Raw genomic sequence first — 25,944 nt, 5'->3', positions numbered from 1 at the left:
TTCAGGTAAAGGCAGAGGGTCTGGATATCCCTGTCATTCATGACCTTCAATGCCTGTTGTCTGACTACTGAGAAGGGTTGATTATCATCAATGTTCTCATCCACAAACAGATGCAGTAACTCTGCCGCTTTCGTGACATTGTCCGCGGCTGACTGCCAGGACAGGAACACTGCTTGTTGTGCAAAGGTGTTGGCAGCTTCTTGTTGCTTGCGGATATGGTAAATGAACCCATCAGTTAACCGTTCCAGTGCCAGTTGTATCCGCTCTGTCAGGTGACATAGCAACCATAGATGCTGCTGTGCGCGTTTGAATCGTTTGAGTTTACTACCGTAATAGTTGATGAGCTCACCGAAGTGTTGTCGATTTTTAAGAGACAGATTAAGCCCATCGATAACGCCATTGATTTGCGTGCGCCATGGCGCTAACTGATGATAAAGGGCAAGCTCTTTTTTAAGTTCAGGTACGGTCAGACTTTTTGCACCGCCTCTGAGCTGGTTCAGGCTTAGTCCGTCATCAATGGCTGTTATGCTGTCCAGAAAGACGTGAAGTTCAGGACTGGTGAGTTGATTAAGTTGGTGCGCCAGGTCTTTTCTGACCTGCTGCATCGCTCTGCTTATCAGTCTCTGGAGTACGGTGTACCTAGGGATAGCAATGCTGTGACTGGTTAGGAATTCAATAGCAGTATCAAAGAGGTAACGCGGCTCCAGCCAGGCATTGCCCACCTGAACAAGGTGGTCGAAAAGAGAATTGAAGTGCTGACTTTCGTCCCATTTGTGATAACCAGCAAGGTCTAATACTTTTGCGTAGAGTCGATCTTTTTGTTTTTGTGAGGGAGTGAATGGTCTGAGCCCCTTGCCGCCAAGCAGCTCTTTACTGATGAACATTAAATCCTTAGAAACCTGCGAGTAAGCGATATCTAGGATGACGGGCTTTGATTTGAAGTATCCCAAAATCGCGACAAAGTAACATCTATGAGCTCTGAGACGAATTGACCGAAAAACTGCCAATTCCGCATCGTTCAGAGAAAAGTACAGACATTGTTCTTCGATTGAAAAAATGGGTGGGGAATAAAGATCTGCCTGTTCTGCTCTCGTGAGAATAGTAATTTCGTTTTTGATGGCCATATCAGGGCTGTTCCGTATTAAATGTACGATATTTACCTAATTTGCCACACTTATAAGTAGTAACCCACCTCCGCAGCCATTTATTGGTGTGGTCTACAGAGGATTATGTCTTTTTAGAGGGGAAAATCCCTAGAACCCCGTGATGGTCGGCGCGCCGTAGCTCTTCTGCAGCACGACGTTGCGGCCCTTCGGGCCGAGGGTCGCCTTCACGGCGTTGGCGAGCACGTTGACGCCGCGCACCATCTTGGAGCGCGCGTCTTCGCCGAAACGAATGTCCTTGGCAGCCATTGCGAATTACCTCGAAAAATTATTCGGATGAGAAATGTGTGGGAGCGACGCGCGATCAGCCGAGGATCGCGAACAGGTCGTCTTCCTTCACCACCAGCAGCTCGACGCCGTCCAGCTTCACTTCGGTGCCGCTGTACTTGCCGAACAGCACCTTGTCGCCGACCTTGACCTGCGGCGCGCGGACCTGGCCGTTGTCCAGCACCTTGCCGGTGCCGACGGCGACGACTTCGCCCTTGATCGGCTTCTCGGTGGCCGAATCCGGGATCACGATCCCGCCGGCGGACAGCTTCTCTTCTTCCATGCGCTTGATGACCACGCGGTCGTGCAGCGGCTTGATATTGGACATGGCAACCTCGGTAAATGGTTGATTGACGTGGAAAAACCCGGCGATTTTAGCAGTCGCGCGAAGCGAGTGCCAAACCGCGGACAACAGAACCGGGCGAACCCGGCATGCCACCGAGATGGGGCGGGCCCGCCGACTTTCAAGGGCCGCACGCGGATGTCCGCCAGGCCCGCCGGATCGGGGCAGCCGCTACCCTATGCCGGTGAGCGCCCTGATCTGCTTCTGCACCTGTCCCGACGCCGACAGCGCCGAGCGCATCGCCACCGCGCTGGTGGCCGAGCGCCTGGCCGCCTGCGTCAACCTCCTGCCCGGCCTGCGTTCGGTCTATCGCTGGCAACGCAAGGTCGAGGCCGCGGCCGAGGTCCTGCTGCTGGTCAAGACCAGTGCCGAGGCCTACCCCGCCCTGCAGGAACGCCTGCGCCAACTGCATCCCTACGAACTCCCGGAGCTGCTCGCGGTCGAAGCCGCGTCCGGCCTGCCCGAATACCTGCAATGGCTGGCCGCCGAGAGCCGACCGGTAAACTGAGCCAATGACCGCATCCACGATCCGCCTGCGCCGCTGGCTGGCCGGGCTCGCCCTGCTGCTTGCGCTGCCCGCGACCTCGGCCGTCGCCCAGGACTTCGAACTGCCGCCGGTCGACGAGGTCTTCGTCCTGTCCGCGCAGGCCACCGCGCCGGACCGCATCGAGGTGCGCTGGCGGATCGCCGACGGCTATTACCTGTACCGGCACCGCACCTCGGTCAAGGCCGATGCCGCCTTCACCGGCGCGACCATGGCGCTGCCGAAGGGCAAGGCCTACCGCGACGAATTCTTCGGCGACGTCGAAACCTACCGCAAGGAATTGCTCGGCACCCTCACCGGCACGCCCGCGGCCGGCGCGAGCGCGACCACCCTGACCGTGAAGTACCAGGGCTGCGCCGATGCCGGCGTGTGCTACCCGCCGCAGACCCGCACCCTGAAGGTCGCGTTGCCGGGCGAAGCGGGCGCTGGCGGCTTCGGCTGTAAGGCGCGCGGGCTGCATGATTATGTCGTCAAGAACGGCTCTGCCGATCATCCCAACGCCGAGGTGAAATTCGCACTGGGTGATGTGGTCAACACCATGATCGGCTGCACTAATGGTGAAACGATCATGCTGTGCCACGACACCTCGCTGCCGCGCCCCTATTCTCTCGGCTTTCGGGTGCAAGGCACCGAGGGGCTGTGGATGGACGTCAACAAGTCGATCTATCTGGAGGGCAAGAGCCCACAGCCGCACCGCTGGGAGCCTGCCGAGGGCTGGTTTGCGAAATACGATCACCCGCTATGGAAACGCTACGCCGATCTGGCGGCAGGGGCCGGGCATGGCGGGATGGACTGGTTCGTGATCCACGCTTTTGTCGAGGCGCTGAAGGCCAAGGCCCCGATGCCAATCGACATTTACGACGCGCTGGCCTGGAGCGCGATCACGCCTCTGTCGGAACAATCGATTGCTGAGGGCAATCGCACGTTAGATTTTCCCGACTTCACCCGAGGGCAGTGGCGCACCCGCAAGCCGATCTTTGCGCTGAACGACGCCTATTGATCGACGCGATTTAGGCCAAGCGCACCGCAAAGGCGAAATTGGTAATCTTGTCGGTATCCTTGACGCCCGGCGCGCTTTCGACGCCGCTGGAGGTATCGACCAGCGGCGCTCCGGTGCGCGCAATCGCCTCGGCAACATTCGTCGGATTTAGCCCGCCTGCCAGCCCCCACGGCAAGGCACCGCGATATCCGGCCAGCAGCGACCAGTCGAACGCCAACCCCATGCCGCCGGGCAGCGCGCCTTTGGGGGTCTTGGCGTCGAACAAGATCAAGTCCGCCGCCCCGGCATAGGCTGCGGCGCGTGCGACATCGCTGGCGCTGGCGACGGGCAGCGCCTTCCACACCGGCTTGCCAAACCGCGCGCGCAACTGGGCCACGCGTTCGGGCGATTCCGAACCGTGCAGCTGCAGCGCGTTCAGCTTGGCTGCCACCAGTGCGTCGGCGATGACAGCATCATCCGCATCGACGAACAAACCGACCATGGCGATCTGGCCAGCTGCGCGCGATGTCAAAGCGCCCGCGACATTCGACGTAACCGCACGGGGCGACGCTGGATAGAACACCAACCCGGCATAGTCCGCCCGCGCCGCGATGGTCGCATCGAGCGCCTCGGGTGTGCTGATCCCGCAAATCTTGATTTTCGCGGGCATGCGGTCAGTCGGGGTTCTGGATCAGCCGCACCAGCGTGCAGTCGGGATCGATCAGGTAGCCGATCCTCAGGCCGCTCGCCTCCAGTTGCGGAGCTTTGAAGCGCGGCCAGCCGGTGCTTTTTTCCTCGGCTCCCGCCGCGTTCACCAATGCCACCATGGCATCGAGATCATCCAACCGCAGGCAACAGCCGAACGAGCTCGTAGCTGGGTCGAGGTCAGGATAGGGGAAGAATTCGAGCTGCAAACCGCCGCGCTGCAGGATCATCCAGCCGCGATCCTTCCAACTCGTCGCAAAGCCCAGCTTCGCATAAAACGCCTCTGTCACATCGAAATCGCGCGATGGCAGATTGGGGGTGACGTGGTCAGCCATGGCTCAGCGCAGCTTGTCGGCCATGCGGGCCGTATGAGTGATTGCGGCGCGGCTATCGGGGGCGGAATGGCTCATCACGATCATGCTGGCCTTGGGGAACGCCGCACCAAACGCGCGCGCTGACGCGGCGTAGTGCTCAGTGTCGGCATCACCGAGATTGCCGAGCGACTTGGCCTTGCTGTCCTTGATCAGGCAGCCACCAAAAGCGATGTCGGTGCCGTCGATCCCAACGGTGATATTGTCACTGGTGTGGCCGGGGCCGGGGTAAAATACCTTGAGCGGGCCAAAGTTGGGCGCGGTTGCTGGTTCGACCCAGCCATTGGCGGCGAAAGTCAGGCTGTGTTGCGCCGCAACCATCCCCTCTTGCGGGGCAAGCTGGTTCGACAACGCATTGGCATAAGTCGCAATCCCCGCCGCATGCAGCGCGTCCATACCGCCCATCTTGTCCTGATGCGCGTGAGTCACCACCGCCAGCGCGACCGGCAGGTTGATCTCCTGCTTGATCCAGTTGAGGATCTGGGCGGTCTGGTCATCGGTCCAGGCGGTATCGACCACCAGCACGCGGCCGCCATCCCTGACGATCAAACCGTTGGAAGCGACTGCCCCGAAACCCGGCATGTCGAGATAGGAAGTGTGCTGCCAGACATTCGGTGCGAGCTGGCGGAAAACCAGATCGCCAAACCGTTGGTCGCCAGTTTCCATTTGCTGGCCAATCGTCGGGCGGATTTCACCGGGCATGCACCCGCTCAGCATCAATGCAGCGGCTAATGCGGTGCTCAGCTTCGCGACCGGGTGCATAATATTGGGCAATTCCATCAAGTTTTCCTTTTATTCAGCATTAAAAACCCCGCAAATGCGAGGCCTAGTAAATAGATGATCTTAATTTGGTTCACTGTAGCAAAAATATGGGGCGAATTCAAACATGAGGTGCGACAGTTTCAAAAGCCATATGATAATCAACAAGCTGAGCAAATTTCTCTAATGGTGTAAGCCAATCTAAGGAAGGTGAGAACAAGTACCCTCCACAACAAAACTGAAAATTTTAGTCGATTTAATTCAAATGCTTACAAAGGCGTATTTTTGTACTTGGTGACTTATTCGCACCTTCCCTAACGCTCTGGTTCTGAAATCCATCCCTGTCGGTGTTGCTTATGCAGTCTGGTCGGGACTCGGCGTCGTCATAATTACAGCCATTGCCTGGTTGCTTCATGGGCAAAAGCTTGATGCGTGGGGCTTTGTAGGTATGGGGCTCATAATTGCTGCCTTTTTGCTCGCCCGATCCCCATCGTGGAAGTCGCTGCGGAGGCCGACGCCATGGTGACGGTGTTCGGCATTCTGAATCTCACCGAGGACTCCTTCTTCGATGAGAGCCGGCGGCTAGACCCCGCCGGCGCTGTCACCGCGGCGATCGAAATGCTGCGAGTCGGATCAGACGTCGTGGATGTCGGACCGGCCGCCAGCCATCCGGACGCGAGGCCTGTATCGCCGGCCGATGAGATCAGACGTATTGCGCCGCTCTTAGACGCCCTGTCCGATCAGATGCACCGTGTTTCAATCGACAGCTTCCAACCGGAAACCCAGCGCTATGCGCTCAAGCGCGGCGTGGGCTACCTGAACGATATCCAAGGATTTCCTGACCCTGCGCTCTATCCCGATATTGCTGAGGCGGACTGCAGGCTGGTGGTTATGCACTCAGCGCAGCGGGATGGCATCGCCACCCGCACCGGTCACCTTCGACCCGAAGACGCGCTCGACGAGATTGTGCGGTTCTTCGAGGCGCGGGTTTCCGCCTTGCGACGGAGCGGGGTCGCTGCCGACCGGCTCATCCTCGATCCGGGGATGGGATTTTTCTTGAGCCCCGCACCGGAAACATCGCTGCACGTGCTGTCGAACCTTCAAAAGCTGAAGTCGGCGTTGGGGCTTCCGCTATTGGTCTCGGTGTCGCGGAAATCCTTCTTGGGCGCCACCGTTGGCCTTCCTGTAAAGGATCTGGGTCCAGCGAGCCTTGCGGCGGAACTTCACGCGATCGGCAATGGCGCTGACTACGTCCGCACCCACGCGCCTGGAGATCTGCGAAGCGCAATCACCTTCTCGGAAACCCTCGCGAAATTTCGCAGTCGCGACGCCAGAGACCGAGGGTTAGATCATGCCTAGCATTCACCTTCCGGCCGCCCGCTAGCGGACCCTGGTCAGGTTCCGCGAAGGTGGGCGCAGACATGCTGGGCTCGTCAGGATCAAACTGCACTATGAGGCGGCGGTTCATACCGCGCCAGGGGAGCGAATGGACAGCGAGGAGCCTCCGAACGTTCGGGTCGCCTGCTCGGGTGATATCGACGAGGTTGTGCGGCTGATGCACGACGCTGCGGCGTGGATGTCCGCCAAGGGAACGCCCGCCTGGGACGTCGCGCGGATCGACCGGACATTCGCGGAGACCTTCGTCCTGAGATCCGAGCTCCTAGGGATCGCCTCAGAAAACGGAATCTATGGTCACTCCCGTTTTTGCAACACCGATTTTGACGACAAGTTGGCTTGCTTGAATCTATCCGGCGTCTGAATGGGATTTTATTCCCGCGCCTCGATGAGTTCCGCGCCTGATGAACCTCCAGAAAATATACGGCTTCAATGAGCCTTTCCGTTTTACAGGTTCCTCAACAGGCCGGTGGGCCGTTAGTATCATCAATATCAGTATTCGCAAAACCAGATGAATGATTGTTTAAACTGGTGTATTTCTGCCTTTATGCTTCGTAAGTTTGCTGTCGCGCCGTCAGTGCCCAGGCTATTCTGGCCAGCTTGTTTGCCAGAGCACAGGTGACGACAAAGTTGCTTTTCCGACACAACAACTCCCTGACCCAGTCGGCCAACTTGCCAGACTGGTGTTCCAGTTTTTGTATGAATACCCTGGCACACTGAACCAACAAAGTTCGGATCTTTTTGTTGCCCCGCTTGCTAATCCCTAACAATGTCGTCCGACCTCCCGTGCTGTACTGTCGGGGTACCAGCCCTGTTGCCGCCGCAAAGTCACGGCTGCTGGCGTACTGCTTCCCGTCGCCAATCTCAGTTGAAATAGTACTGGCAGTCAGCGTTCCAACGCAGGGAATACTCAGCAAGCGCTGTCCAACCTCATCTTCGTCCAACTTTCGTTTCAACTGAGATTCCAGATCTTTAATCTGCTCAACAAGATAGTGATAATGCTGTTGTAATTTCAGCAGTAACTGGCTGAGATAAAGAGGCAAACTACTGTCCTCAAGAAGGGTACTCAGTCGACTAATAACGGCAGCACCTCGCGGAACGCTGATACCAAATTCCAGCAGAAAAGCATGCATCTGATTAGTTGTTTTCACCTTATCCTGAACCAGGGATTCACGGACACGATGCAGAGCTCGCATTGCCTGCTGAGATTCGGTTCTGGGCTGCACGAAACGCATAGATGGACGTGATGCTGCTTCACAGATAGCTTCAGCATCAACGAAGTCATTTTTGTTGCTTTTAACGAATGGGCGGACAAATTGCGGTGATATCAGCTTTGGAAAATGCCCTAACTCTTCCAGCTTGCGTGCCATAAAGTGAGAACCGCCACAGGCTTCCATCGCGATGGTTGTTGCCGGGCATGTCGCCAGAAATTCGATTAGCTTTGGTCGGGTGAATTTTTTACGGTAAACGGCCTTCCCACGATGATCCTGACAATGAATATGGAAAGAGTTCTTACCCAGATCGATACCAATAAGCGCAATGTTTTCCATGATGGTTCTCCGAATGAAAGCCTGTCCTCAGCATAGTACTGGGAAGGAGGGAGTGACCATCTCATTAAATAAAGCACGCTAAGCCGTAAGTAAGCGTGCTCCTGTGAAAGCCACAGCTAAAACTGCGTAGTACACATAGAGGTATTTTTTTCTAGATTTATATCGAATTTCGTTATCGAATTTCGCTTATTATTGATCAACTCGTTGCAGATCATGAAGGCGAAAGTATGACGAATAACCCTACCGATGACAGCAGACCATGGTCGGTCTTTCTTATTTTTCTGCGGCTTGGATTGACATCTTTTGGCGGCCCCATTGCGCACTTGGGCTACTTCCGCGCCGAATTTGTCACACGGCGGCGCTGGCTCTCCGAACGGAGCTATGCTGACTTGGTCGCGCTTTGTCAGTTCTTGCCAGGGCCTGCAAGCAGCCAGGTCGGCATAGCGGTAGGACTGTCTCGGGCTGGATACAGCGGGGCGCTGGCTGCTTGGGCTGGCTTCACGCTGCCGTCTGCCATAGCCTTGATCCTTTTTGCGCTCGGCATCTCCAGCTATGGCGATTACGTCTCGCAGGGCGCGTTGCATGGCTTAAAAGTGGTGGCTGTGGCCGTGGTCGCTCAAGCAGTATGGGGCATGGCGCGTAACCTATGCACGGATGGGCTGCGAGTCACCATCATGGCAATTGCTACCTGCGTCGTTTTACTTGTGCCGTCCGCGTGGGGACAGGTTGGCGTGATTGCTATCGCAGGCATCGCAGGCCGGTTATTGTTCAAGCCAGCGAAAGTTGTTGAGCATGACCCCCTACCTATCACGGTCAGTCACCGGGCCGGCGTGCTTTGGCTCTCGCTGTTCTTTGTCTTGCTGATTGGCCTGCCGGTGTTGGCCGAACTGATGCCAAGTCAAACCATGGCAATGGTGGATTCCTTCTATCGTGTCGGATCACTGGTGTTCGGCGGTGGTCACGTTGTGCTGCCATTACTGCAAGCCGAAGTGGTGCCCTCCGGCTGGGTCAACAATGAATCCTTTCTCGCGGGGTACGGGGCAGCTCAAGCGGTGCCCGGCCCTTTGTTCACGTTCGCCGCGTTTCTTGGTGCCTCGATGAACACCGCCCCGTCGGGCTGGATCGGCGGCATTGTGTGTCTGCTGGCTATCTTCGCGCCCTCGTTCTTGCTGGTCGTCGGATCAATGCCATTTTGGGAGCGTTTGCGCCGCAATACAGGCATCCAAGCTGCGCTGGCCGGGATCAATGCCGCTGTAGTCGGCTTGCTGCTGGCCGCGCTGTATCAGCCTGTATGGACTAGCGCCATCTTTCAGCCGCAAGACTTCGGCTTGGCATTAGTTGCCCTTGTCGCACTTATGTTCTGGAAGCTCCCGCCGTGGCTGGTTGTCCTCGGTAGCGGTGCAGCTGGGTGGCTGTTGAGCGTCGCTCTGTGAGGCACAAAAAATGACTGACAAAGACCTCTACGGCGGTTTGATCCGCCTGCACATCCTTCACCATGCAGCCGAGGAACCTGTCTTTGGGCTGGGGATCATCGAAGAGCTACGCCGACACGGCTACGAGATGAGCGCTGGCACCGTGTACCCGATGCTGCACGGCCTGGAAAAAAAAGGCTATCTGACCTCACGCCACGAACGCACCGGGCGACGTGAACGGCGTGTTTATGACATCACTGAACAAGGCAGAACTGCACTTGCTGATGCGAAAACAAAGGTCAAGGAGCTGTTCGGAGAGTTGGTAGAAGGTGGTTGAGTTTTTGCTTCTATGTCAGGTTGAGCTATGCCTCAGTCTGACAGTGATGAGTCGCAGGCGTTCGGATCGGCATCGGTTTCGCTCCCGGTCTTGGCGCGCGCCTGGAAGCGCTGATAGCACTCCAGCCCGCAGAAGTGCTCGACGTATTCCGCGCCTTCCGGGGTGAAGGCGGCATCGAGCGGGATTTCCTTGCAGCACACGCAGCAACTGGTGGCAGTCGGATCATTTGCATTCATGGTGGCACCCCTCCATTGACTGACGAAGACGGCGAATGCCGCCGCCGGCATCGGCTTGGCGAACAGGAAGCCTTGTCCTGTGTCGCAGTCCGCTTGTCGCAACAAATCAAGACTCGCCGATGTTTCCACGCCTTCGGCCACTACTTCCATGCCAAGCCCATGCGCAAGCTGAATCACGGTGCGCACGATGGTCTGGTCGCGGTGGTCGTTGGCGAGTCCGGCGACAAACGATTGGTCGATCTTGAGCGTGCTGATGGGGCAGCATTTCAGGTGTTGCAGGCAGGAATAGCCGGTGCCGAAGTCGTCGGCGGCGAAGCGCACACCGATCTGTCGCAAAGCTTCCAGGGCGGGGAAGATCGCCGGATCACCGAACGCAACCGATTCGGTCAGCTCAATTTCAAGATACGCGGCGGGCAACCCGGCATCGGCCAGCACGCCCTTTACCCACTTGTCGAAATCTGGCCCCACTTGGCTCGCCGAAACATTGACGGCCAGCCGGAACGGTTGCCATGCCAGCACCCGCCAGTCGCGCATTTGACGGCAGGCTGCGCCCAGCACCCATGCGCCGATTTCCGGCATCAGGCCGGACGATTCGATCACGGGCAGGAACTGGCCCGGCGGCAACAGTCCGAGCGTCGGATGACGCCAGCGCAACAGGGCTTCCGCGCCGACAATCTGCTCACTGCGCAAATCGACAATCGGCTGGTAGTGCAGCTCAAGCTGCCCGCGCTCGACCGCCTGCGCCAGTTGCGCCACTGTCCATTCAATTGGCTGGGAAGCGCTCATGATCGACCTCTGAAGGCCCGCAGCAGCCGCGTCACAGACAGGACAAACAAGCCGGTCAGCGTGAGGGCTGCAATACCCCAGTGCTCGCCGATGAACGCGCCGGCCGTCGTGCCGGCCAGCACAATGGCGAGAATCGGCAAATGACAGGGACAGGTGAGCACCGCCAGCGCACCCCACAGGTAGCCGGTGAACGGCTTGTGTGTCTCGGCCGGCATGCGCTCGGGGCTGTTCATGGCAAACTCTCCGCATGCTGTGCCGGCGCGGTCGGCATGGCGGCCAACTGCACTTCCAGATTGGCCAACGCTTCGCGCCGGCGTTCGACGAACTGACGCAGCACAGCAAGCTGCGCGGCAGTTTCATCGCAGTTCGCCGCATCCAGCGCCCGGCACAGCCGCGCCAATGCGCCGAGGCCGATGCCCGCCTCGAAGGCGGCCCGCACGAAGCACAGTCGCTGCAAGGCGGCGTCATCGAACAGGCCGTAGCCACCCGTGGTGCAGGCGACTGGCCGCAGCAATCCGCGCAGCAGGTAGTCGCGCACGATATGCACGCTCACCCCGGCATCAAGGGCCAGCCGGGACACCGTGTAGGCGTTCATCGAACACCTCCTTTTGGTCGGTTCACGGCAATGCATATACCGTTTCGCCGAGTTCAATCCGCGCGCTGCGAATCCGATGCCGGTGCCGTAGAACATTGGGTCGATATCCGATCACGGTGTCCTAGATGACATGGTCTGCAACAGATGTCGATTAAACTCCTGGCCCAAGCCGAAAGCCTCGTGGACACTGACGATCGCCAATCCTTCCAATCCTTGATGCTTGGAGGCCCAGTCTTCCGCCGTCGGGACAGATGCAAAGAAATGTACATGGCAACAGAAGGACTGACGAACGTCGGCTGCTTCCTGCGGCAATACCAAGGACACCGCCATGCCGGCAGGTTCGACAGCCTGTATCTCGCTGGGTGAAACCGTGAGTGAAACGGGTGCTCCGGTTGCAGCGCAATGCGATGAGACGCGAGCTGTACGGCCGATCAGCGCCGGAAATATCAAGGTGTCCAGCGCGCACCAGGCATACAGACGGCGGTCGTCAATTTCAAAGACATACGAAGTCTCGCGCAAGGTGAGGCCGTAGCCGATGATGTTCCCATCTTTGTCATATTCGGTACTGGTGGCCTGTTCGAGTACGGCGGCCACTCGCTCAGCGGGCCAGTCGAGAATCCCGGCAAGTGTCGTTCGTGAAACCGGACGCCCCTTGGCGAGTTCCCGCAGTAGCGGGACCAAGAGATCCGCAGTACCATTGGTACGATTGACCGAAGTGAGACGTTCTAAAATATATGGGGCGAGCTTCATGGTTCCATCTCCTTTCATCCTGCGCAGCAGGACAATTGTTTGACATCCTTGGTGAAGGTCTGCGCCGCGAGCTTCAGCCCCTCGACCATCGTCAGGTAGGGGAACAACTGGTCGGCCAGTTCCTGCACCGTCATGCGGTTGCGAATGGCGAGAACAGCCGTCTGGATCAATTCGCCGGCTTCCGGGGCGACGACCTGCACGCCGATGAGCCGTCCGCTACCTTCCTCGATGACCAGCTTGATAAAGCCGCGTGTGTCGAAGTTGGCAAGCGCACGCGGCACGTTGTCGAGCGTGAGCGTGCGACTGTCGGTTTCGATCCCGTCGTGATGCGCTTCCGCTTCGCTGTAGCCCACGGTTGCTACTTGCGGATCGGTGAACACCACGGCCGGCATCGCGGTTAGATTGATGGCAGCATCCCCTCCGGTCATGTTGATCGCGGCACGGGTGCCGGCCGCTGCCGCCACATAGACGAATTGTGGCTGGTCCGTGCAGTCGCCGGCCGCGTAAATGTGTGGCGTGCTGGTGCGCATGCCCTTGTCGATGACGATGGCACCCTGCGCATTGACGGTGACTCCCGCCGCGTCGAGTGCCAGGCTGCGCGTGTTCGGTGTCCGTCCGGTAGCGACCAGCAGCTTGTCGGCACGTACTTCACCGTGTCCCGTGGTCAGCACGAATTCGCCGTTCACATGCGCGACCTGGCTGGCTTGCGTGTGTTCCAGTACCTTGATCCCTTCGGCACGGAAGGCCGCTGTGACGGCCTCGCCGATGGACGGGTCGTCGCGGAAGAACAGCGTGTTGCGAGCTAGGATCGTGACCTGGCTGCCCAGCCGGGCGAAGGCTTGCGCCAGTTCCAGCGCGACCACCGACGAGCCGATCACGGCTAGGCGTTCGGGAATGGTGTCGCTGACCAAGGCCTCGGTCGAAGTCCAGTAGGGTGACTCTTTCAGGCCCGGAATCGGCGGCATGGCCGGACTGGCACCCGTGGCGACCAGGCAGCGGTCGAACATCACGACGCGCTCACCACCCTCGTTCAAACTAACGATAAGGCTCTGGTCGTCCTTGAAACGCGCTTCACCGTGCAGAACGGTGATGGCTGAATTGCCGTCCAGGATGCCTTCGTACTTGGCATGACGGAGTTCTTCGACACGGGCCTGCTGCTGGGCCAGCAGCCGCTCGCGCAAGATCGTCGGCGGTGTGGGTGGCATGCCGCCGTCGAATGGGCTTTCCCGGCGCAGATGGGCGATGTGGGCGGCGCGGATCATGATCTTGGACGGCACACAACCGACGTTGACGCAGGTGCCGCCGATGGTGCCGCGCTCAATCAGCGTGACCTGCGCGCCTTGCTCGACGGCCTTCAGTGCTGCCGCCATCGCGGCTCCACCGCTGCCGATCACGGCGACTTGCAACGGGCGCTCGCCGCCGCTGCCCTTGTCGACGGCACCCATCCAGCCGCGCACCTTGTCGAACAGCCCAGTGCGGTTGTCGGTCGGCGGGGCATCGGCGAGCATCGCTTTGTAGCCCAGGCCAGCCACGGCGGCGGTCAGTGCGTCCGGCGCTGTGCCTGGATCAAGGGCGAGCTGGGCCGCGCCCTTGGCATAGGACACTATGGCAGATTGGACGCCGGGTACTTTTTCCAGCGCTTCCTTGACGTGCGCCGCGCACGAGTCGCAGGTCATGCCGGTGATTTTTAGATGGGTCATGCGACAGATCCTTTTTCGTTTGTGGTAGCAGACAAGGGCGTCAGATGTGCTGCGCTGCCGTTTTCAGTGCCTCACTTCTTGACGCTGGACGGATAGCCCGCGTCTTCGGTGGCCTTGGTCAGCTTCTGCACGCTGGTCTTGGCATCATCGAAGGTGACAACCGCTTCGCGTGTCTCGAAGGTCACGTTAACTTTGCTGACGCCTTCGACCTTGGAAATCGCCTTCTTAACGGTGATCGGACAAGCGGAGCAGGTCATGCCCGGTACGGACAGCGTGACGGTCTGGGTGGCGGCCCACACGGGGGCAACAACGGCAGCGATGGCGAGAGAGGCAAACAGTTTTTTCATGATGAACTCCTGTGATTAATAGAAAAATGGCATGACGTAGGGAAATCCGAGCGCGACCAGAACCAGCGCGGCCACGACCCAGAAAATGAGCTTGTAAGTAGCGCGCACTTGGGGAATCGCACACACATCCCCTGGTTTGCAGGCTTGCGCCGGTCGGTAGATGCGCCGCCAGGCGAAAAACAGCGCCACCAACGCCGCGCCGATGAAGATCGGGCGATAAGGTTCCAACACCGTCAAGTTGCCGATCCAAGCGCCGCTGAACCCCAGGGCGATCAGAACCAGCGGCCCCAGGCAGCAAGCCGAGGCGAGGATGGCGGCTAGCCCGCCAGTGAAGAGCGCCCCGCGCCCGTTTTGAGGTTCAGACATACGCTTGTCCTTTCAAATCTGGATTGGATAGCTTAAGCTTACTTCCGTACCAATGTACGGAGTCAAGCGATATGGAAAAAAATTTGGAGAATCTGACTATTGGCGTTTTCGCCAAGGCGGCCGGGGTCAACGTGGAAACAATCCGGTTCTATCAGCGCAAGGGCTTGTTGCCGGAGCCGGACAAGCCCTATGGCAGCATCCGCCGCTATGGCGAGGCGGATGTGACGCGGGTGCGCTTCGTGAAATCAGCCCAGCGGCTCGGATTCAGCCTCGACGAGATCGCAGAGCTGCTGAGGCTGGATGACGGCACCCACTGCGAGGAAGCCAGCAGCCTGGCCGAGCACAAGCTTCAGGACGTGCGCGAAAAAATGACCGACCTGGCGCGCATGGAAACCGTGCTATCCGAACTTGTGTTCGCCTGCCATGCGCGGCAAGGGAACGTTTCTTGCCCGCTGATTGCTTCGCTGCAAGGGGAGAAAGAGCCGCGTGGTGCCGACGCGGTGTAGCCGAGGGTAGTTACGCCTTAGCGTGCTTTATTTAATGAGATGGTCACTCCCTCCTTCCCGGTACTATGCTGAGGACAGGCTTTCATTCGGAGAACTATCATGGAAAACATTGCGCTCATTGGTATCGATCTGGGTAAAAACTCTTTCCATATTCATTGCCAGGATCGTCGCGGGAAGGCTGTTTACCGTAAAAAATTTACCCGGCCAAAGTTGATCGAATTTTTGGCGACATGCCCCGCTACAACCATCGCAATGGAAGCCTGTGGCGGTTCTCACTTTATGGCACGCAAGTTGGAAGAGTTGGGGCATTCCCCAAAGCTGATATCACCACAATTTGTCCGCCCGTTCGTTAAAAGCAATAAAAACGACTTTGTCGACGCCGAAGCTATTTGTGAAGCTGCATCGCGTCCGTCTATGCGTTTTGTGCAGCCCAGAACGGAATCTCAGCAGGCAATGCGGGCTCTGCATCGTGTCCGTGAATCCCTGGTTCAGGATAAGGTAAAAACAACCAATCAAATGCATGCTTTTCTGCTGGAATTTGGCATTAGCGTTCCCCGAGGAGCTGCCGTTATTAGCCGACTGAGTACCATTCTTGAGGATAATAGTTTGCCTCTTTACCTCAGCCAGTTATTGCTGAAATTACAACAGCATTATCACTATCTTGTTGAGCAGATTAAAGATTTGGAATCCCAGTTGAAACGAAAGTTGGACGAAGATGAGGTTGGACAGCGCTTGCTGAGCATTCCCTGCGTCGGAACACTGACAGCGAGTACTATTTCAACTGAGATTGGCGACGGGAAGCAGTACGCCAGCAGCCGTGACTTTGCGGCGGCAACAGGGCTTGTACCTCGGCAGTACAGCACGGGAGGTAGGACGACATTGCTGGGAATTAGTAAGCGAGGTAATAAAAAGATCCGAACTTTGTTGGTTCAATGTGCCAGGGTATTCATACAAAAACTGGAACACCAGTCTGGCAAATTGGCCGATTGGGTCAGGGATTTACTGTGCCGGAAAAGCAACTTTGTCGTCACTTGTGCTCTGGCAAACAAGCTGGCCAGAATAGCCTGGGCCCTAACGGCACGACAGCAAACTTATGTAGCATAACGGCAGAAATACACCGGTTTAAAGAATTACTGATCTGGTTTTGCGAATACTGATATTGATGATACTAACGGCCCACCGGCCTGTTGAGGAACCTGTAAAACGGAAAGGCTCATTGAAGCCGTATATTTTCTGGAGGTTCATCAGGCGCGGAACTCATCGAGGCGCGGGAATAAAATCCCATTCAGACGCCGGATAGATTCAAGCAAGCCAACTTGTCGTCAAAATCGGTGTTGCAAAAACGGGAGTGACCATAGATTCCGTTTTCTGAGACGACCCCTTGTAGGATTGGCTGTATCTGGGGACACTATAACCGTCAAAGAAGCCGGTTTGGTGTTGGTCATTGGGGTTATCCTGTGGATCTATGGTATAATCTTAACCAAGGTCAGCAATTCCTAAGGGGGTCAAATGGACGCTTTCACATTAGGCATGTTGGGGTTGCTCATTTTTTTCACTGTCGTCACTGGCGGCAGTCTGTATCTCTACCATGAGAAACAGAAGGAAAAAAAGCATCACAACGCCTAAAGAGTAACTGCGACAATGAACGTAAAGGCCAGCAATAGCTGGCCTTTTTTTATACTTGCAGTTTGAGGTGTTACATGTCACGATAAGGTAAGTGTGACATGTAACGGAAAAGGTGATTTTTTGAAAGTATCCAATGAAGATGCTCAGGCTACGGCGATCTATCTCCTCAGAGCTGCTTCGCGCCCAGCTTTCTGGCGTGACGTCCCATTCGATAAGAAACTTGAAGCCGTGGACAGCCTGAACAGCATAGGGCGATCACCATCAGAACTCACTGAATGGATTAATAAATACCTGACAGCAGAGCAAATCAATAAACTCGGGACATCAATTAGGCAACGTCGCAGAAGGGGATATGGTGTTGGTAAAAGCATAACTATAAGCGATAAAGCCCACAGGATTTTGAAGCGGTTGTCAGAAGTCGATGGTTGCAGTTTGTCAGAAGTGATCGAGAAACGCCTAGCCCGAGCTTATAAAAATACATGGGACCATAAATAGAGTGACACTAGGGGTTGCATTTTTAAAACCCGTGATAGCATCTAAATGAACCCAAACGAATAGGGGGGCTGGCGGCGATGCCGACCATTATCCCGACAATGGAGAAATAGACCATGATGACATTGACTACCGTCTCGAAGAAAACTTCAAATAATTCAGCCCTTGTATTCTGGCGCGTTGGTACAAAACGGAAAGGCATCCTTGATGTCCATATTGATTTTGACCACGAAGAAGCGGATCTTTTGGCTGAGCTCGTAGCCATTCGCTATCTGGCGCTGGACAAACAGGTTTTTTGCAGAGAGCCAGGTGCTGGTGCTGGTTACAAGCTGGTGGTATCCAAAGGTGCAATCAAGAAGCTGGCGCTGGGCAAATCCACCAAGGCTTTTGCTTTCAAGTTTGCGGCTTGCCTCACTGGGCGTTTAAAGGGCGCTACTATTGAAGTCTCGCAGAGCATGGAGTTTATGGATGAGCCGGGAGAGGGCAACATTGAGCTCCTCGATGTGGACAAGCAAGCCTATACCCAGACCCATGACGAAATATCTACACCTGCCATTGGCCCCGTCCTGGTTACTCAACATGCCATCGATCAGTATCAGGCCCGGATAACCTCTGGAGACCCTAAAAAACCGTGGGCCTCACTTGTTGGCCGCCTCCAGCATCCAGAGTTACAGGTTCAGCCCTTTGACGAGAAAGTGGCTCGCCATAAAGCCAGAAAGTATGGCCGCGTAGATAACGTGGAAGTCTGGGGCCATAGAGATTCCAAGTTCAAGTACCTGATGGTGATCAACGACGACAACCAAAAACGTGTTCTTGTCACAGTGTTTGAGCGAAATGAGTAACCTGCTTCTCATTTGTTCTGAATACACAACCTCTCCAAATCACGTATTCATACCCTAAAAGGGCAATAACGCAGTCGTTGATAACGACTCTCCCACCTGAAAATAGCTCCAGCATAAAAACTGGAGCTGTAAATGAGATCGAGACCTTCCCTTTTACTGATGCGAAACCTGCGGTCATTGGCCGTTGTGGTGCTCGCAACTTTGCCATGCGTTGCTTTTGCACAATGGCGGGTTGTAGCCGTGAGCACCGAAGTAGACAAAATGCGCTTCAACACCATCATAGACGCGCATTCCTTCATGAAGAATTATCGCTCTGGTGAGGAGCAAGGGAAGGGAACGCCAGTTGGGGATGCGCTTTATCCGGTTGCCAGTTATGGTGATGGCCGTTATGTCTCCAGGATCTGTTTTAAGTATCTAGGTGCTACTGGCGATTATGACCCCACTACCTGCACTGGCGACCCAGCTACGGTCTACTGGCGCTCAACCTATGTTCTGCCGGGTGAGATGGATAAAACACCGTTCCTGGACAGGGATCTCGGCTTACCAACAACGACCATGTGTGTAGGGAACCCTATCCATCTTGGCACCGGCAACAAGTTCCAGGCTGAACTGGATTATCAAAGCGGAGGCTCCGACCCTTTCACATTCACCAGATACTACAATAGCCACCTTCCTGATGAAGAGCTCGGCGGCTGGCGGCATACCTACTCGCGGAGCGTCGAGGTCAACGCCTCGAAGTACGGTGAGAACATGGTTGTCCTGCACCGGCCAGAAGGGCAACAACTCGCGTTCTACAACTCGTCCTCTGTCTGGGTGCCAACATGGAAAACCGATGATACCTTGACGAAGGATGCTACCGGCTGGCGCTACACTCAATCTGACGGGGTAGTCGAGGCCTATGATGAAACCGGACGACTGACCGGCATCGAGAAGCCCAACGGCAATCACATCACCCTGAGCTATCTGAACGGAGAGCTATCCTCGATCACTGACGGCTTTGGCCGCACCATCCAGTTCCAGTATCAAGATGGCCGCATGGTCAGTGTCACCGATCCTGCTGGTGGCAGTATTCAGTACCAGTACAACAGCGCTGGCAAGCTGGCGGAAGTGATCTACCAGGACAATACGAGCCGCAGCTATCTCTACGATGACCCGAATGCACCGGGTTTGCTCTCTGGGCTGGTGGACGAGAACGGCAACCGTTTCGCCACATGGGGATATGATACTCAGGGGAGAGCGGTTCTAAGCGAACACGCCGGGGGCGCAGAGAAAACTCAGGTAAGCTACAACGCTGACGGAAGCGTCTCTGTCACCAATGCCCTCGGCCACGTTCAGCGATACACCTACAGTCGCCACAATGGGATGCTCAAGCCTGATGTGGTTGAGGGTGCGCCGTGTACCGGCTTTGTGGGCGGCAAGGAAACCTACGTCTACGACAGCAAAGGCCTCGTCTCCAGCATTACTGACCGCGCTGGGCAGAAGCGCACGTTCACCCATAACGACCGGGGATTGGAAACCACCCAGATAGACCAGGACGGGGGTAAGGTTACGACCGACTGGCTTCCTTCCAAGTCGCTCCCGGCAAAAATCACAGAACCAACCAGGATCACTGAGCTCACCTACGACACTCATCTCCGGGTGATAAGCCGCAAGGTCACTGATCGCAGCTCGGGCGCTTCCCGGACATGGACCTACACCTATGCCCCTGTTGGTACAGGAAAGCCGAGCCTGTTGGCCTCGGTTGATGGTCCGCGCACCGACGTCAGCGATGTTACGACATTTGACTACGATGACCAGGGCAACCTGATCCGGACAACGAACGCGCTGGGGCAGGTGACGCAGTTTGGTGACTACGACGCGAACGGTCGCGCCGGGACCATTCAGGGTGTCAATGGTGTAACCCAAACCCTCACCTATGACGCCAGAGGAAGACTTGTCAGCTCCACTGGGCCAGAAGGAACCACGGTCTACAACTATGATGCTGTGGGCCTCCTGAGTTCGCTGACCAAGCCAAATGGTGCAACCGTCAGCTATGAGTACGACGCTGCACATCGGCTGGTGGCGGAAACAGATGCACAGGGCAACCGGCGCGAGCTTGAGCTCAATGACCTCGGGAACCCAGTAGAAGAGCGACTGCTCGATGCGCTGGGCCAGACCCGTTGGATAGAGCGCCGGATCTTCAACGAAATCGGCTGGCTCTCCAGTGTCTCCGACGCCTATAGCAATCAGTCATCGTTTTCCTACGATGTGGTGGCAAACCTGATACAGGAGACCAGTCCCTCTGGTAACACACACTCCTACAAGTACGACGGCTTCCATCACCGGACACAAACGACCGATCCCCTCGGGAAGGTCACGCAGGTGCTCTACAAGGATACCGGCGATGTTTACCGTGTCTCCGACCCTCGTTCGCGCCTGACCTACTACAGCTACAACGGCTTTGGCGAAGTGACCCAGGTCCGGAGCCCGGACACCGGCACCACCGACATTACCTATGACGAAGCCGGTAACGTGGCAACGCGCAAAACGGCCAAGGGGCAAACCACAAGCTACAGCTATGACGCGCTGAACCGGATCATCGAAACCTCCAGCGATGTCGCTGGCGAATCGCCAATTCTGTACGGGTACGACGAAGCAACCTCACCATACGGCATAGGCCGCTTGACCTCAGTCGATGATGGCAACGGTGTCCGGAGATTTGGCTACACCCCCGAAGGATGGCTGGCTTACGAAACCTGGGAAACCCACGGGCAGAGCCTGACTACCCAGTACCAATACGATGGTGCAGGCCTCGTCACGAAGATCACGTATCCCAGTGGCCGTGAGGTCTCCTACACCCGTGACTCAGCCGGTGACGTCATCGAGGTGACAACGACACAAGCAGGCACCACAACAAACCTGGCAAGCCAGATTGAGCGAGCGCCCTTTGGCCCCGTCACCAGTATGGTCAGAGGGAACGGCATTTCAGAAAGCCGCACTCTGGATCTCGATTACCGTGTCACCGGCATCGACGCTGCTAGGGTGCATTCGCTGGTCTATCGGTACACGCCAGACTCGTTGATTTCAGCCATAGACGACAATCTCAGCTCATCAGTCAATCAGTCACTCGGTTATGACGCGGTTGGCCGCATCACCTCTGCTGAGGGGATCTATGGCGTTTTGGGCTATGGCTATGACGCCACCGGCAACAGGACCTCGATCACGACCGATGGCCTGAGCCAAAGCTACACCATCAACTACATGAACAACTGGTTGGTGAAGGCCGGGCAAACCTCCAGAAGCTATGACGCCAATGGCAACCTGACGAAGCAGGGGGCGGATACCTTCACCTATGACAGCCAGAACCGGCTGGTGGCCGCAACGGTCGCGGGAGTGACTGTAAGCTACACATACAACCATCTGGATCAGCGTGTAACCAAGACCCTAAACGGGCATACCCGGCTGCTGGTTTACGACCTGGCAGGAAACCTCATCGAGGAGCTGGACGCGGCCACTGGAGACGTGCTGGCGGAGTACATCTGGCTCGATGGGACACCCTTGGGCTTTGTTCAGTCAGGACAGACCTACCAAGTCCACGTCGATCACCTGGGCACCCCGAAGGCACTGACCGACGTCAGCGGCCAAGTCGTTTGGAAGGCGAGCTACAGCCCGTTCGGTAAGGCCAGCATCATCATCCAGGGGCCAACCTTCAACCTGCGATTCCCAGGACAGTATTACGACGCGGAGACCGGGTTCCACTACAACTGGCGGCGTTACTACGACCCAGCGACCGGGCGGTACATTACCAGCGACCCTCTTGGCCTGATCGATGGAGTAAACACCTACGGGTATGTGCATGGAAACCCTATGTCCAATACCGACCCGACGGGTGAATTTGCGTTTGTTGGTGCAGGTATTGGAGCTGGGTTGGAGCTACTTAGCCAACTAATCGAAAATAATGGGAGTTGGAAATGTGTTAGTTGGTCAAAAGTTGGAATCGCCGGAGCGATTGGGGCTATAGGTGGCGGCTGGGCGTCAGGAGTTTTCAGACATGCCAGCTCCGGTAAATCGTGGTTCAAATTAAGCCAAAAATGGAGCAATGTCTCACCCAGAGTAAGGAAAGTTCAAGGGGTTCCACGAGGTAATGAGCTTCACCATTGGGCTATTCAGAGAAATGGCAAGTTTGGCAAATATGTTCCTGACTCAATAAAAAACCATCCTTGGAACTTGAAGTCCATTCCAAGAGATATTCACCAAAACATTCACGGCAATGGACCTACCCCATATAGCGCATTTGGTCGTTGGTGGCACGGGACGCCTGAATGGGCAAAAGTAGCTCAAGCCTCTCCTGTTAGTGGTGGTTTAGCTGATTCAATAAATGATGAGGGATGCGGTTGTGCAAATTGAATTTCCAGCGCTGCTTGTGAGCAGCAAGAAAAGGTCGCTCTTCGTAGTGGCATCAGAATCCGAGTTCGGGAAATGTACTATTCAGTCTTTGAGGAACGGTTATTTTGAGCTGATGGACATTTATGATTCGGAAGGTCGTCACTACAAAATAGACGAGGTTGCGAGCTACAAGCCGCTAAGTCCATTCTGGTACTGGCCTGTAGAAATTGTGATGTATGGTTCTCGACTGTTTAAGGCTAATTTCAATGCTGTTCTTATCTCTAATCTGGATTGCAAGGAGTTAAAATCTGAACTTTGTGATTTGGCTAAAAAGTACAGAAGTAATTTGGATTCCGGCGTCGGAATTGAAAAGATTATGGAGGAAATGGAGTCTGCCAGAACAATTAAAGAATTGATAAAGGTTTTTGGCTAGTTATTCATTGAATACGCTGGTGTTAGTCTAGCTAACCGACGCCAGCGGCCAAGTGTTTGGAAGGCGAGCCATCATAGAGTCAGTAGAGAGAGATACTTTTGGAAATCAATAGTATTATGATTGGTACAAATGAGTTGTAGCTCCATATTTTAAAGGGGGATTTCAGAGAAATGAAGAATAAGAAGGTAATAACTTTGATAATGGCCGCAGCCGCATCATGCTCGTCAGTCTACGCCGCGACATTACCGACCAGTGAGGTAGACGCATACATACTTGCGATGAACACCATGTCACCTATCACTGCAAAGTACACCATCCAGTACAAGCAAGCGGTTGAGCAGAAATGCAATACAGCCCTGAGCGTTGAGCAGCTCAACTCAAAGGCATTCACCAATGTTGTCCAGGCAATGGTGAGTAGTGAGACCGTCGATAGAATGGGGCTTGATGCTGCTGGTGGATCACTCCAGGATACCCTGTCTGTGATCGGCAAGAACGTCACATGCAGTGACCTGAACGCGCCATTTAAAGCACTCTTGGATGATAAGGACTTCACCAGAAAGCATCAGCACCTATCGAAGGTGCTGCATACTTGGAATGAAGTTGTTTCTCAAAGCAAACCCTGAGTAACAAAAAGGAGCCTAACTGGCTCCTTTTTTAATGGGGATGATGTTACGTTCGTGGACGTTATTTTCACTCGGGATATGTAACGTTGAAAAAGGCGTACCGACAAGAGAGTGGTCACATAGCTCTCCATAATAGATGAGCGACAAAATCTCTTGCTCGTTGATTTTTCCCACCTTAAAAAGGTAATTGATTATTGCTGTATCCAGTAGGTCGTGACACCCATTAAGCAGATCCACGATATTGGCCGCAGCTTCATTTTCCTCTCCGTCATCTCGACCGGCTAATACTGATTCAACCCAAGCCTCAAGGCTCGGATGTCCCTCAGCGAGCTCTATTTGACGGCACTCGTTCTCGATCAACCCTGTGATTGCTTCGTTGAGCGTTCCGCCATAAGTCGGCATGTTGAGAACAACTCCAAATCCGGGGATTTCTTTTTGGATTGGCTTCGCATCCTTGGGAGCTGATTTCAGCCACAGGAAAAACCAGATCCCAGAGCTTATGTCTTCCGGCTTGACCTGGTTGGCCGCAAGGAATTTGGAAACCTCGTTACAGATGATGCCATCTGGCGCTGCCATCTCGTAAATACCCGCCATCAGATCTTCAAGGCTCTTATACATATTATCTCTCGCACCTGTACATGATGTTTTCACTATCGTTGTTAAGCGTTTTTTCAGCAAGTATGTTCCAGCGAGACATCTTATACCATTCCATCTAAATCTGTAAAATTACCGTATTACCGTAATTATGATAATTACGGTAAATAAATTTAAGTTCTTCTTGCTGTTGTTCTACTTATTAAAATGTATCTTTGAAAAAGTAGAGTTTTTGGAATAGGATAGGTGGTGCTGAATGCCCACTTTTTACAAGGAGCGCGACCAGTGATTTTTGATGTAAGAGCGACCTTTGAAGTGGCACTCCAGACGGACACCCACCTGGTACTTATCGATCTGGATCAGGGAGCATCAGTTACGAACGATGCTGATGCAGTGATCGCCTGGTTGGCCGCAAACCTCGAAGGTGGAATTGGAAAACGTAAGGTGTACTACCGGGACACCGATGGACGCTTTGATGAGCTCAAGGTTAATGCCGGTGCTTTTGCCGGATTTGCACCTTGTAGCGAAGGCCAGCAGACCACCTTGGCTGGGATGCTCGGCCAGTAACTTTGTGTGGAGAACTCGATGTTAAACAAAAACAAATTTGAGAAAGTTTTAAAGAGAATCCTCGATAAGAACTTTGAGCGCTGCTCTATTTGCAGGAAACCATTCCCTGGACCGTGCCATACTTTTGCTGGTTTGGATTCGGACAATAAAGTTCAGAACGTAGGTTCTTGCTGTCGGACCAGTATTGTGGACTTGCGGCATGGAGGTGTGTATACGACCGCTCCTGTAGATACTCAAGAGGGGCAAAGTCAGGCGCATGAGCTACTCGCAACACATCCTTGTAAGGGGATGATGGGGCATGCTTAGCAAAAAAGTCTTTTTCATTAGTCAAGCGGAGGCCGAAAGACTGGAGCCGGTTCCCGGTGCGGCCATGATCTCCATAACTGACCCAGACAAGTCCCCTGCCGCTCTCGGACAGTGGGGGCAGTTGTACCGCGATAGCTTCTATGACGGCGGCTATTCTGAGAACACCATCCACACGATGAAGGCAGCGTTCCGGATGAATTACGCCTCTTACATTGACTCATCCCAGGCTGAAAAGCTGTCCACCTTCCTGGATGGATTGGTTGGTAGCGGTATCGATCAGATCTTCGTTCATTGCTATTACGGAGAATCCAGAAGTGGCGCGGTAGCGCTGTACCTCCAGAACAAACATGGATTCACTCCGAATAAGCCGATCACCAAGCCCAACCGAACAGTTTACGAATTGCTGTGCAATCCAACCAAGTTTGAACCACTGATGCAAAGCTACGAAACGCAACATATGGAGGAGGAACTACCTCTTCACCTCAAAATATGGGATTTTCTTCTCGTTGCGGTCGGGCTTAGGAGGTGACTTTGCACGACACAAACAATGACAAGGAAGAGCTAGTTTCACATGCGAAAGTAAATGTTCCGGCAGAACAAAGCATTCGCGGTGAACTGTTGCCGTCATCGAGCTCGCTCCGGAACATCCAGGACAACCCCGCCGTCGCCTATCTGGTGAGCCTCGGGTCAAAGCGAAGCAGGCAGACCATGAGCTCATTCCTCAACATTGTCGCCAAGATGATCGGGTTTCAGAACCTTCGTGACTGTGCATGGAGCTCAATGAGGCGGCACCACATATTGGCGGTGCTGGAAATGCTGGGGGATGCAGGGAAGGCTCCGGCAACGATCAACACCTACCTGTCAGCGCTCAAAGGGGTGGCTCTTGAAGCCTGGACGATGAAGCAAATTGGGGTTCTAGGGATTTTCCCCTCTAAAAAGACATAATCCTCTGTAGACCACACCAATAAATGGCTGCGGAGGTGGT

30 protein-coding genes and 2 pseudogenes are annotated in these 25,944 nt (G+C 55.3%); 17 read left to right on the top strand and 15 right to left on the bottom strand.

Going from position 1 to position 25,944, the window contains the following annotated elements; translation table 11 throughout:
• From R7R78_RS22265 to groES, 3 genes are all read right to left on the bottom strand, one after another.
• On the bottom strand, positions 1-1,124 hold a 1,124-nt coding region (locus tag R7R78_RS22265), incomplete at its 3' end, for a DUF4158 domain-containing protein (protein WP_225455828.1).
• Positions 1,125-1,253: 129 nt separating this feature from the next.
• Positions 1,254-1,412 (bottom strand): hypothetical protein, encoded by a 159-nt coding sequence (locus R7R78_RS22260; protein ID WP_225455829.1) that lies wholly within the window; start codon positions 1,410-1,412, stop codon positions 1,254-1,256.
• A gap of 55 nt (positions 1,413-1,467) precedes the next feature.
• Positions 1,468-1,758, bottom strand: a complete 291-nt coding sequence (gene groES, locus R7R78_RS22255) for a co-chaperone GroES (protein ID WP_004201172.1) — start codon at positions 1,756-1,758, stop codon at positions 1,468-1,470.
• Positions 1,759-1,951: 193 nt separating this feature from the next.
• Here groES and cutA point away from each other — a divergent pair, with 193 nt between their 5' ends.
• A complete protein-coding gene (gene cutA, locus R7R78_RS22250) occupies positions 1,952-2,281 on the top strand; it encodes a divalent-cation tolerance protein CutA (protein ID WP_004201171.1) in 330 nt (109 codons plus the stop codon).
• 4 nt (positions 2,282-2,285) lie between these two features.
• The gene (locus R7R78_RS22245; protein ID WP_004201169.1) at positions 2,286-3,317 is read left to right on the top strand and encodes a protein-disulfide reductase DsbD domain-containing protein; all 1,032 of its coding nucleotides are present in this window, start codon (positions 2,286-2,288) and stop codon (positions 3,315-3,317) included.
• A gap of 10 nt (positions 3,318-3,327) precedes the next feature.
• Here the strand turns inward: R7R78_RS22245 and R7R78_RS22240 are convergent, their stop codons facing one another.
• Genes R7R78_RS22240 through R7R78_RS22230 form a run of 3 tightly spaced genes read right to left on the bottom strand, consistent with a single transcriptional unit; the run spans position 3,328 to position 5,152 of the window.
• Positions 3,328-3,966: a phosphoribosylanthranilate isomerase gene (locus R7R78_RS22240; RefSeq protein WP_004201168.1), complete on the bottom strand. Its 639-nt coding sequence runs from the start codon at positions 3,964-3,966 to the stop codon at positions 3,328-3,330.
• Between the two features lie 4 nt (positions 3,967-3,970).
• Complete coding sequence (gene ble / locus R7R78_RS22235; RefSeq protein WP_004201167.1) at positions 3,971-4,336, bottom strand: bleomycin binding protein Ble-MBL; 366 nt, start codon at positions 4,334-4,336, stop codon at positions 3,971-3,973.
• Positions 4,337-4,339: 3 nt separating this feature from the next.
• Complete coding sequence (locus R7R78_RS22230) at positions 4,340-5,152, bottom strand: subclass B1 metallo-beta-lactamase NDM-1 (RefSeq protein ID WP_004201164.1); 813 nt, start codon at positions 5,150-5,152, stop codon at positions 4,340-4,342.
• A 298-nt stretch (positions 5,153-5,450) separates the two neighbouring features.
• On the opposite strand from R7R78_RS22230, the pseudogene R7R78_RS22225 reads away from it, so the two are divergent.
• From R7R78_RS22225 to R7R78_RS22215, 3 genes and pseudogenes are all read left to right on the top strand, one after another.
• A pseudogene (locus R7R78_RS22225) lies at positions 5,451-5,657 on the top strand (DMT family transporter); the annotation flags it as partial.
• Positions 5,651-6,490 carry a sulfonamide-resistant dihydropteroate synthase Sul1 gene (gene sul1, locus R7R78_RS22220; protein ID WP_000259031.1) on the top strand — a complete coding sequence of 280 codons (840 nt, stop codon included), beginning with the start codon at positions 5,651-5,653 and terminating at the stop codon, positions 6,488-6,490. The pseudogene R7R78_RS22225 and the gene sul1, both read left to right, overlap by 7 nt.
• Positions 6,491-6,617: 127 nt before the next feature.
• Positions 6,618-6,824 (top strand): annotated as a pseudogene (locus R7R78_RS22215) (hypothetical protein); the annotation flags it as partial.
• A gap of 247 nt (positions 6,825-7,071) precedes the next feature.
• On the opposite strand, the gene R7R78_RS22210 reads toward R7R78_RS22215, so the two are convergent.
• A complete protein-coding gene (locus tag R7R78_RS22210; protein ID WP_000427619.1) occupies positions 7,072-8,076 on the bottom strand; it encodes an IS110-like element IS5075 family transposase in 1,005 nt (334 codons plus the stop codon).
• 227 nt (positions 8,077-8,303) lie between these two features.
• Here R7R78_RS22210 and chrA point away from each other — a divergent pair, with 227 nt between their 5' ends.
• Both chrA and R7R78_RS22200 read left to right on the top strand, forming a co-directional pair.
• Positions 8,304-9,509, top strand: a complete 1,206-nt coding sequence (gene chrA / locus R7R78_RS22205; protein WP_000184001.1) for a chromate efflux transporter — start codon at positions 8,304-8,306, stop codon at positions 9,507-9,509.
• A 10-nt stretch (positions 9,510-9,519) separates the two neighbouring features.
• Positions 9,520-9,825 (top strand): PadR family transcriptional regulator, encoded by a 306-nt coding sequence (locus tag R7R78_RS22200; protein WP_000130000.1) that lies wholly within the window; start codon positions 9,520-9,522, stop codon positions 9,823-9,825.
• Between the two features lie 32 nt (positions 9,826-9,857).
• Here R7R78_RS22200 and R7R78_RS22190 read toward each other — a convergent pair whose 3' ends face one another.
• From R7R78_RS22190 to R7R78_RS22160, 7 genes are all read right to left on the bottom strand, one after another.
• Positions 9,858-10,847 carry a DUF3330 domain-containing protein gene (locus R7R78_RS22190; protein WP_001276635.1) on the bottom strand — a complete coding sequence of 330 codons (990 nt, stop codon included), beginning with the start codon at positions 10,845-10,847 and terminating at the stop codon, positions 9,858-9,860.
• Positions 10,844-11,080, bottom strand: coding sequence for a broad-spectrum mercury transporter MerE (merE, locus tag R7R78_RS22185; protein ID WP_001087810.1), 237 nt, complete (start codon positions 11,078-11,080; stop codon positions 10,844-10,846). Before merE ends, R7R78_RS22190 begins: the two co-directional genes overlap by 4 nt.
• Positions 11,077-11,442, bottom strand: a complete 366-nt coding sequence (gene merD / locus R7R78_RS22180; protein WP_000995361.1) for a mercury resistance co-regulator MerD — start codon at positions 11,440-11,442, stop codon at positions 11,077-11,079. The genes merE and merD overlap by 4 nt, the downstream gene beginning before the upstream one ends.
• Positions 11,443-11,553: 111 nt before the next feature.
• Entirely contained in the window at positions 11,554-12,192 is a 639-nt protein-coding gene (merB, locus tag R7R78_RS22175) for an organomercurial lyase MerB (RefSeq protein WP_000761850.1), read from the bottom strand.
• A gap of 14 nt (positions 12,193-12,206) precedes the next feature.
• A complete protein-coding gene (merA, locus tag R7R78_RS22170) occupies positions 12,207-13,892 on the bottom strand; it encodes a mercury(II) reductase (RefSeq protein ID WP_109883233.1) in 1,686 nt (561 codons plus the stop codon).
• A 71-nt stretch (positions 13,893-13,963) separates the two neighbouring features.
• Positions 13,964-14,239: a mercury resistance system periplasmic binding protein MerP gene (gene merP / locus R7R78_RS22165; protein WP_000732290.1), complete on the bottom strand. Its 276-nt coding sequence runs from the start codon at positions 14,237-14,239 to the stop codon at positions 13,964-13,966.
• A 15-nt stretch (positions 14,240-14,254) separates the two neighbouring features.
• A complete protein-coding gene (locus tag R7R78_RS22160) occupies positions 14,255-14,605 on the bottom strand; it encodes a mercuric transport protein MerT (protein ID WP_001294666.1) in 351 nt (116 codons plus the stop codon).
• A gap of 71 nt (positions 14,606-14,676) precedes the next feature.
• Between R7R78_RS22160 and R7R78_RS22155 the strand changes: the two genes are divergently transcribed.
• From R7R78_RS22155 to R7R78_RS22115, 7 genes are all read left to right on the top strand, one after another.
• The gene (locus tag R7R78_RS22155) at positions 14,677-15,111 is read left to right on the top strand and encodes a mercury resistance transcriptional regulator MerR (protein ID WP_000414383.1); all 435 of its coding nucleotides are present in this window, start codon (positions 14,677-14,679) and stop codon (positions 15,109-15,111) included.
• Positions 15,112-15,210: 99 nt separating this feature from the next.
• Complete coding sequence (locus R7R78_RS22150; protein ID WP_000427623.1) at positions 15,211-16,215, top strand: IS110-like element IS4321 family transposase; 1,005 nt, start codon at positions 15,211-15,213, stop codon at positions 16,213-16,215.
• A 642-nt stretch (positions 16,216-16,857) separates the two neighbouring features.
• Complete coding sequence (locus R7R78_RS22135) at positions 16,858-17,232, top strand: hypothetical protein (RefSeq protein WP_000868820.1); 375 nt, start codon at positions 16,858-16,860, stop codon at positions 17,230-17,232.
• 113 nt (positions 17,233-17,345) lie between these two features.
• The gene (locus tag R7R78_RS22130; RefSeq protein ID WP_000988731.1) at positions 17,346-18,071 is read left to right on the top strand and encodes a hypothetical protein; all 726 of its coding nucleotides are present in this window, start codon (positions 17,346-17,348) and stop codon (positions 18,069-18,071) included.
• A 132-nt stretch (positions 18,072-18,203) separates the two neighbouring features.
• Entirely contained in the window at positions 18,204-22,457 is a 4,254-nt protein-coding gene (locus R7R78_RS22125) for an RHS repeat-associated core domain-containing protein (RefSeq protein ID WP_001257735.1), read from the top strand.
• Entirely contained in the window at positions 22,447-22,869 is a 423-nt protein-coding gene (locus R7R78_RS22120; RefSeq protein WP_001165345.1) for a hypothetical protein, read from the top strand. The genes R7R78_RS22125 and R7R78_RS22120 overlap by 11 nt, the downstream gene beginning before the upstream one ends.
• Positions 22,870-23,069: 200 nt before the next feature.
• A complete protein-coding gene (locus R7R78_RS22115; protein WP_002210564.1) occupies positions 23,070-23,492 on the top strand; it encodes a hypothetical protein in 423 nt (140 codons plus the stop codon).
• 15 nt (positions 23,493-23,507) lie between these two features.
• Here R7R78_RS22115 and R7R78_RS22110 read toward each other — a convergent pair whose 3' ends face one another.
• The gene (locus tag R7R78_RS22110; RefSeq protein WP_015063586.1) at positions 23,508-24,170 is read right to left on the bottom strand and encodes a hypothetical protein; all 663 of its coding nucleotides are present in this window, start codon (positions 24,168-24,170) and stop codon (positions 23,508-23,510) included.
• Between the two features lie 201 nt (positions 24,171-24,371).
• On the opposite strand from R7R78_RS22110, the gene R7R78_RS22105 reads away from it, so the two are divergent.
• The 3 genes from R7R78_RS22105 to R7R78_RS22095 all read left to right on the top strand — a co-directional run bounded on the left by R7R78_RS22105 (position 24,372) and on the right by R7R78_RS22095 (position 25,904).
• Positions 24,372-24,653: a hypothetical protein gene (locus R7R78_RS22105; protein ID WP_000575657.1), complete on the top strand. Its 282-nt coding sequence runs from the start codon at positions 24,372-24,374 to the stop codon at positions 24,651-24,653.
• 298 nt (positions 24,654-24,951) lie between these two features.
• Positions 24,952-25,488 (top strand): hypothetical protein, encoded by a 537-nt coding sequence (locus R7R78_RS22100; protein ID WP_000949433.1) that lies wholly within the window; start codon positions 24,952-24,954, stop codon positions 25,486-25,488.
• A gap of 2 nt (positions 25,489-25,490) precedes the next feature.
• Positions 25,491-25,904 (top strand): site-specific integrase, encoded by a 414-nt coding sequence (locus R7R78_RS22095; RefSeq protein ID WP_369292831.1) that lies wholly within the window; start codon positions 25,491-25,493, stop codon positions 25,902-25,904.
• Positions 25,905-25,944 lie beyond the last annotated feature (40 nt).

It is taken from the genome of Vibrio sp. 2134-1 (genome assembly GCF_033339495.1).
The sequence above is the reverse complement of the archived record's forward strand: the minus strand, read 5'-3'. Positions and strand labels throughout refer to the sequence as shown.

Bases quoted from the DNA above. Each gene is read 5' to 3' on its own strand.
- R7R78_RS22260 (WP_225455829.1), bottom strand. From the start codon at position 1,412: ATGGCTGCCAAGGACATTCGTTTCGGCGAAGACGCGCGCTCCAAGATG.
- groES (WP_004201172.1), bottom strand. From the start codon at position 1,758: ATGTCCAATATCAAGCCGCTGCACGACCGCGTGGTCATCAAGCGCATG.
- cutA (WP_004201171.1), top strand. From the start codon at position 1,952: ATGCCGGTGAGCGCCCTGATCTGCTTCTGCACCTGTCCCGACGCCGAC.
- R7R78_RS22245 (WP_004201169.1), top strand. From the start codon at position 2,286: ATGACCGCATCCACGATCCGCCTGCGCCGCTGGCTGGCCGGGCTCGCC.
- R7R78_RS22240 (WP_004201168.1), bottom strand. From the start codon at position 3,966: ATGCCCGCGAAAATCAAGATTTGCGGGATCAGCACACCCGAGGCGCTC.
- ble (WP_004201167.1), bottom strand. From the start codon at position 4,336: ATGGCTGACCACGTCACCCCCAATCTGCCATCGCGCGATTTCGATGTG.
- R7R78_RS22230 (WP_004201164.1), bottom strand. From the start codon at position 5,152: ATGGAATTGCCCAATATTATGCACCCGGTCGCGAAGCTGAGCACCGCA.
- sul1 (WP_000259031.1), top strand. From the start codon at position 5,651: ATGGTGACGGTGTTCGGCATTCTGAATCTCACCGAGGACTCCTTCTTC.
- R7R78_RS22210 (WP_000427619.1), bottom strand. From the start codon at position 8,076: ATGGAAAACATTGCGCTTATTGGTATCGATCTGGGTAAGAACTCTTTC.
- chrA (WP_000184001.1), top strand. From the start codon at position 8,304: ATGACGAATAACCCTACCGATGACAGCAGACCATGGTCGGTCTTTCTT.
- R7R78_RS22200 (WP_000130000.1), top strand. From the start codon at position 9,520: ATGACTGACAAAGACCTCTACGGCGGTTTGATCCGCCTGCACATCCTT.
- R7R78_RS22190 (WP_001276635.1), bottom strand. From the start codon at position 10,847: ATGAGCGCTTCCCAGCCAATTGAATGGACAGTGGCGCAACTGGCGCAG.
- merE (WP_001087810.1), bottom strand. From the start codon at position 11,080: ATGAACAGCCCCGAGCGCATGCCGGCCGAGACACACAAGCCGTTCACC.
- merD (WP_000995361.1), bottom strand. From the start codon at position 11,442: ATGAACGCCTACACGGTGTCCCGGCTGGCCCTTGATGCCGGGGTGAGC.
- merB (WP_000761850.1), bottom strand. From the start codon at position 12,192: ATGAAGCTCGCCCCATATATTTTAGAACGTCTCACTTCGGTCAATCGT.
- merA (WP_109883233.1), bottom strand. From the start codon at position 13,892: ATGACCCATCTAAAAATCACCGGCATGACCTGCGACTCGTGCGCGGCG.
- merP (WP_000732290.1), bottom strand. From the start codon at position 14,239: ATGAAAAAACTGTTTGCCTCTCTCGCCATCGCTGCCGTTGTTGCCCCC.
- R7R78_RS22160 (WP_001294666.1), bottom strand. From the start codon at position 14,605: ATGTCTGAACCTCAAAACGGGCGCGGGGCGCTCTTCACTGGCGGGCTA.
- R7R78_RS22155 (WP_000414383.1), top strand. From the start codon at position 14,677: ATGGAAAAAAATTTGGAGAATCTGACTATTGGCGTTTTCGCCAAGGCG.
- R7R78_RS22150 (WP_000427623.1), top strand. From the start codon at position 15,211: ATGGAAAACATTGCGCTCATTGGTATCGATCTGGGTAAAAACTCTTTC.
- R7R78_RS22130 (WP_000988731.1), top strand. From the start codon at position 17,346: ATGATGACATTGACTACCGTCTCGAAGAAAACTTCAAATAATTCAGCC.
- R7R78_RS22125 (WP_001257735.1), top strand. From the start codon at position 18,204: ATGAGATCGAGACCTTCCCTTTTACTGATGCGAAACCTGCGGTCATTG.
- R7R78_RS22115 (WP_002210564.1), top strand. From the start codon at position 23,070: ATGGCCGCAGCCGCATCATGCTCGTCAGTCTACGCCGCGACATTACCG.
- R7R78_RS22100 (WP_000949433.1), top strand. From the start codon at position 24,952: ATGCTTAGCAAAAAAGTCTTTTTCATTAGTCAAGCGGAGGCCGAAAGA.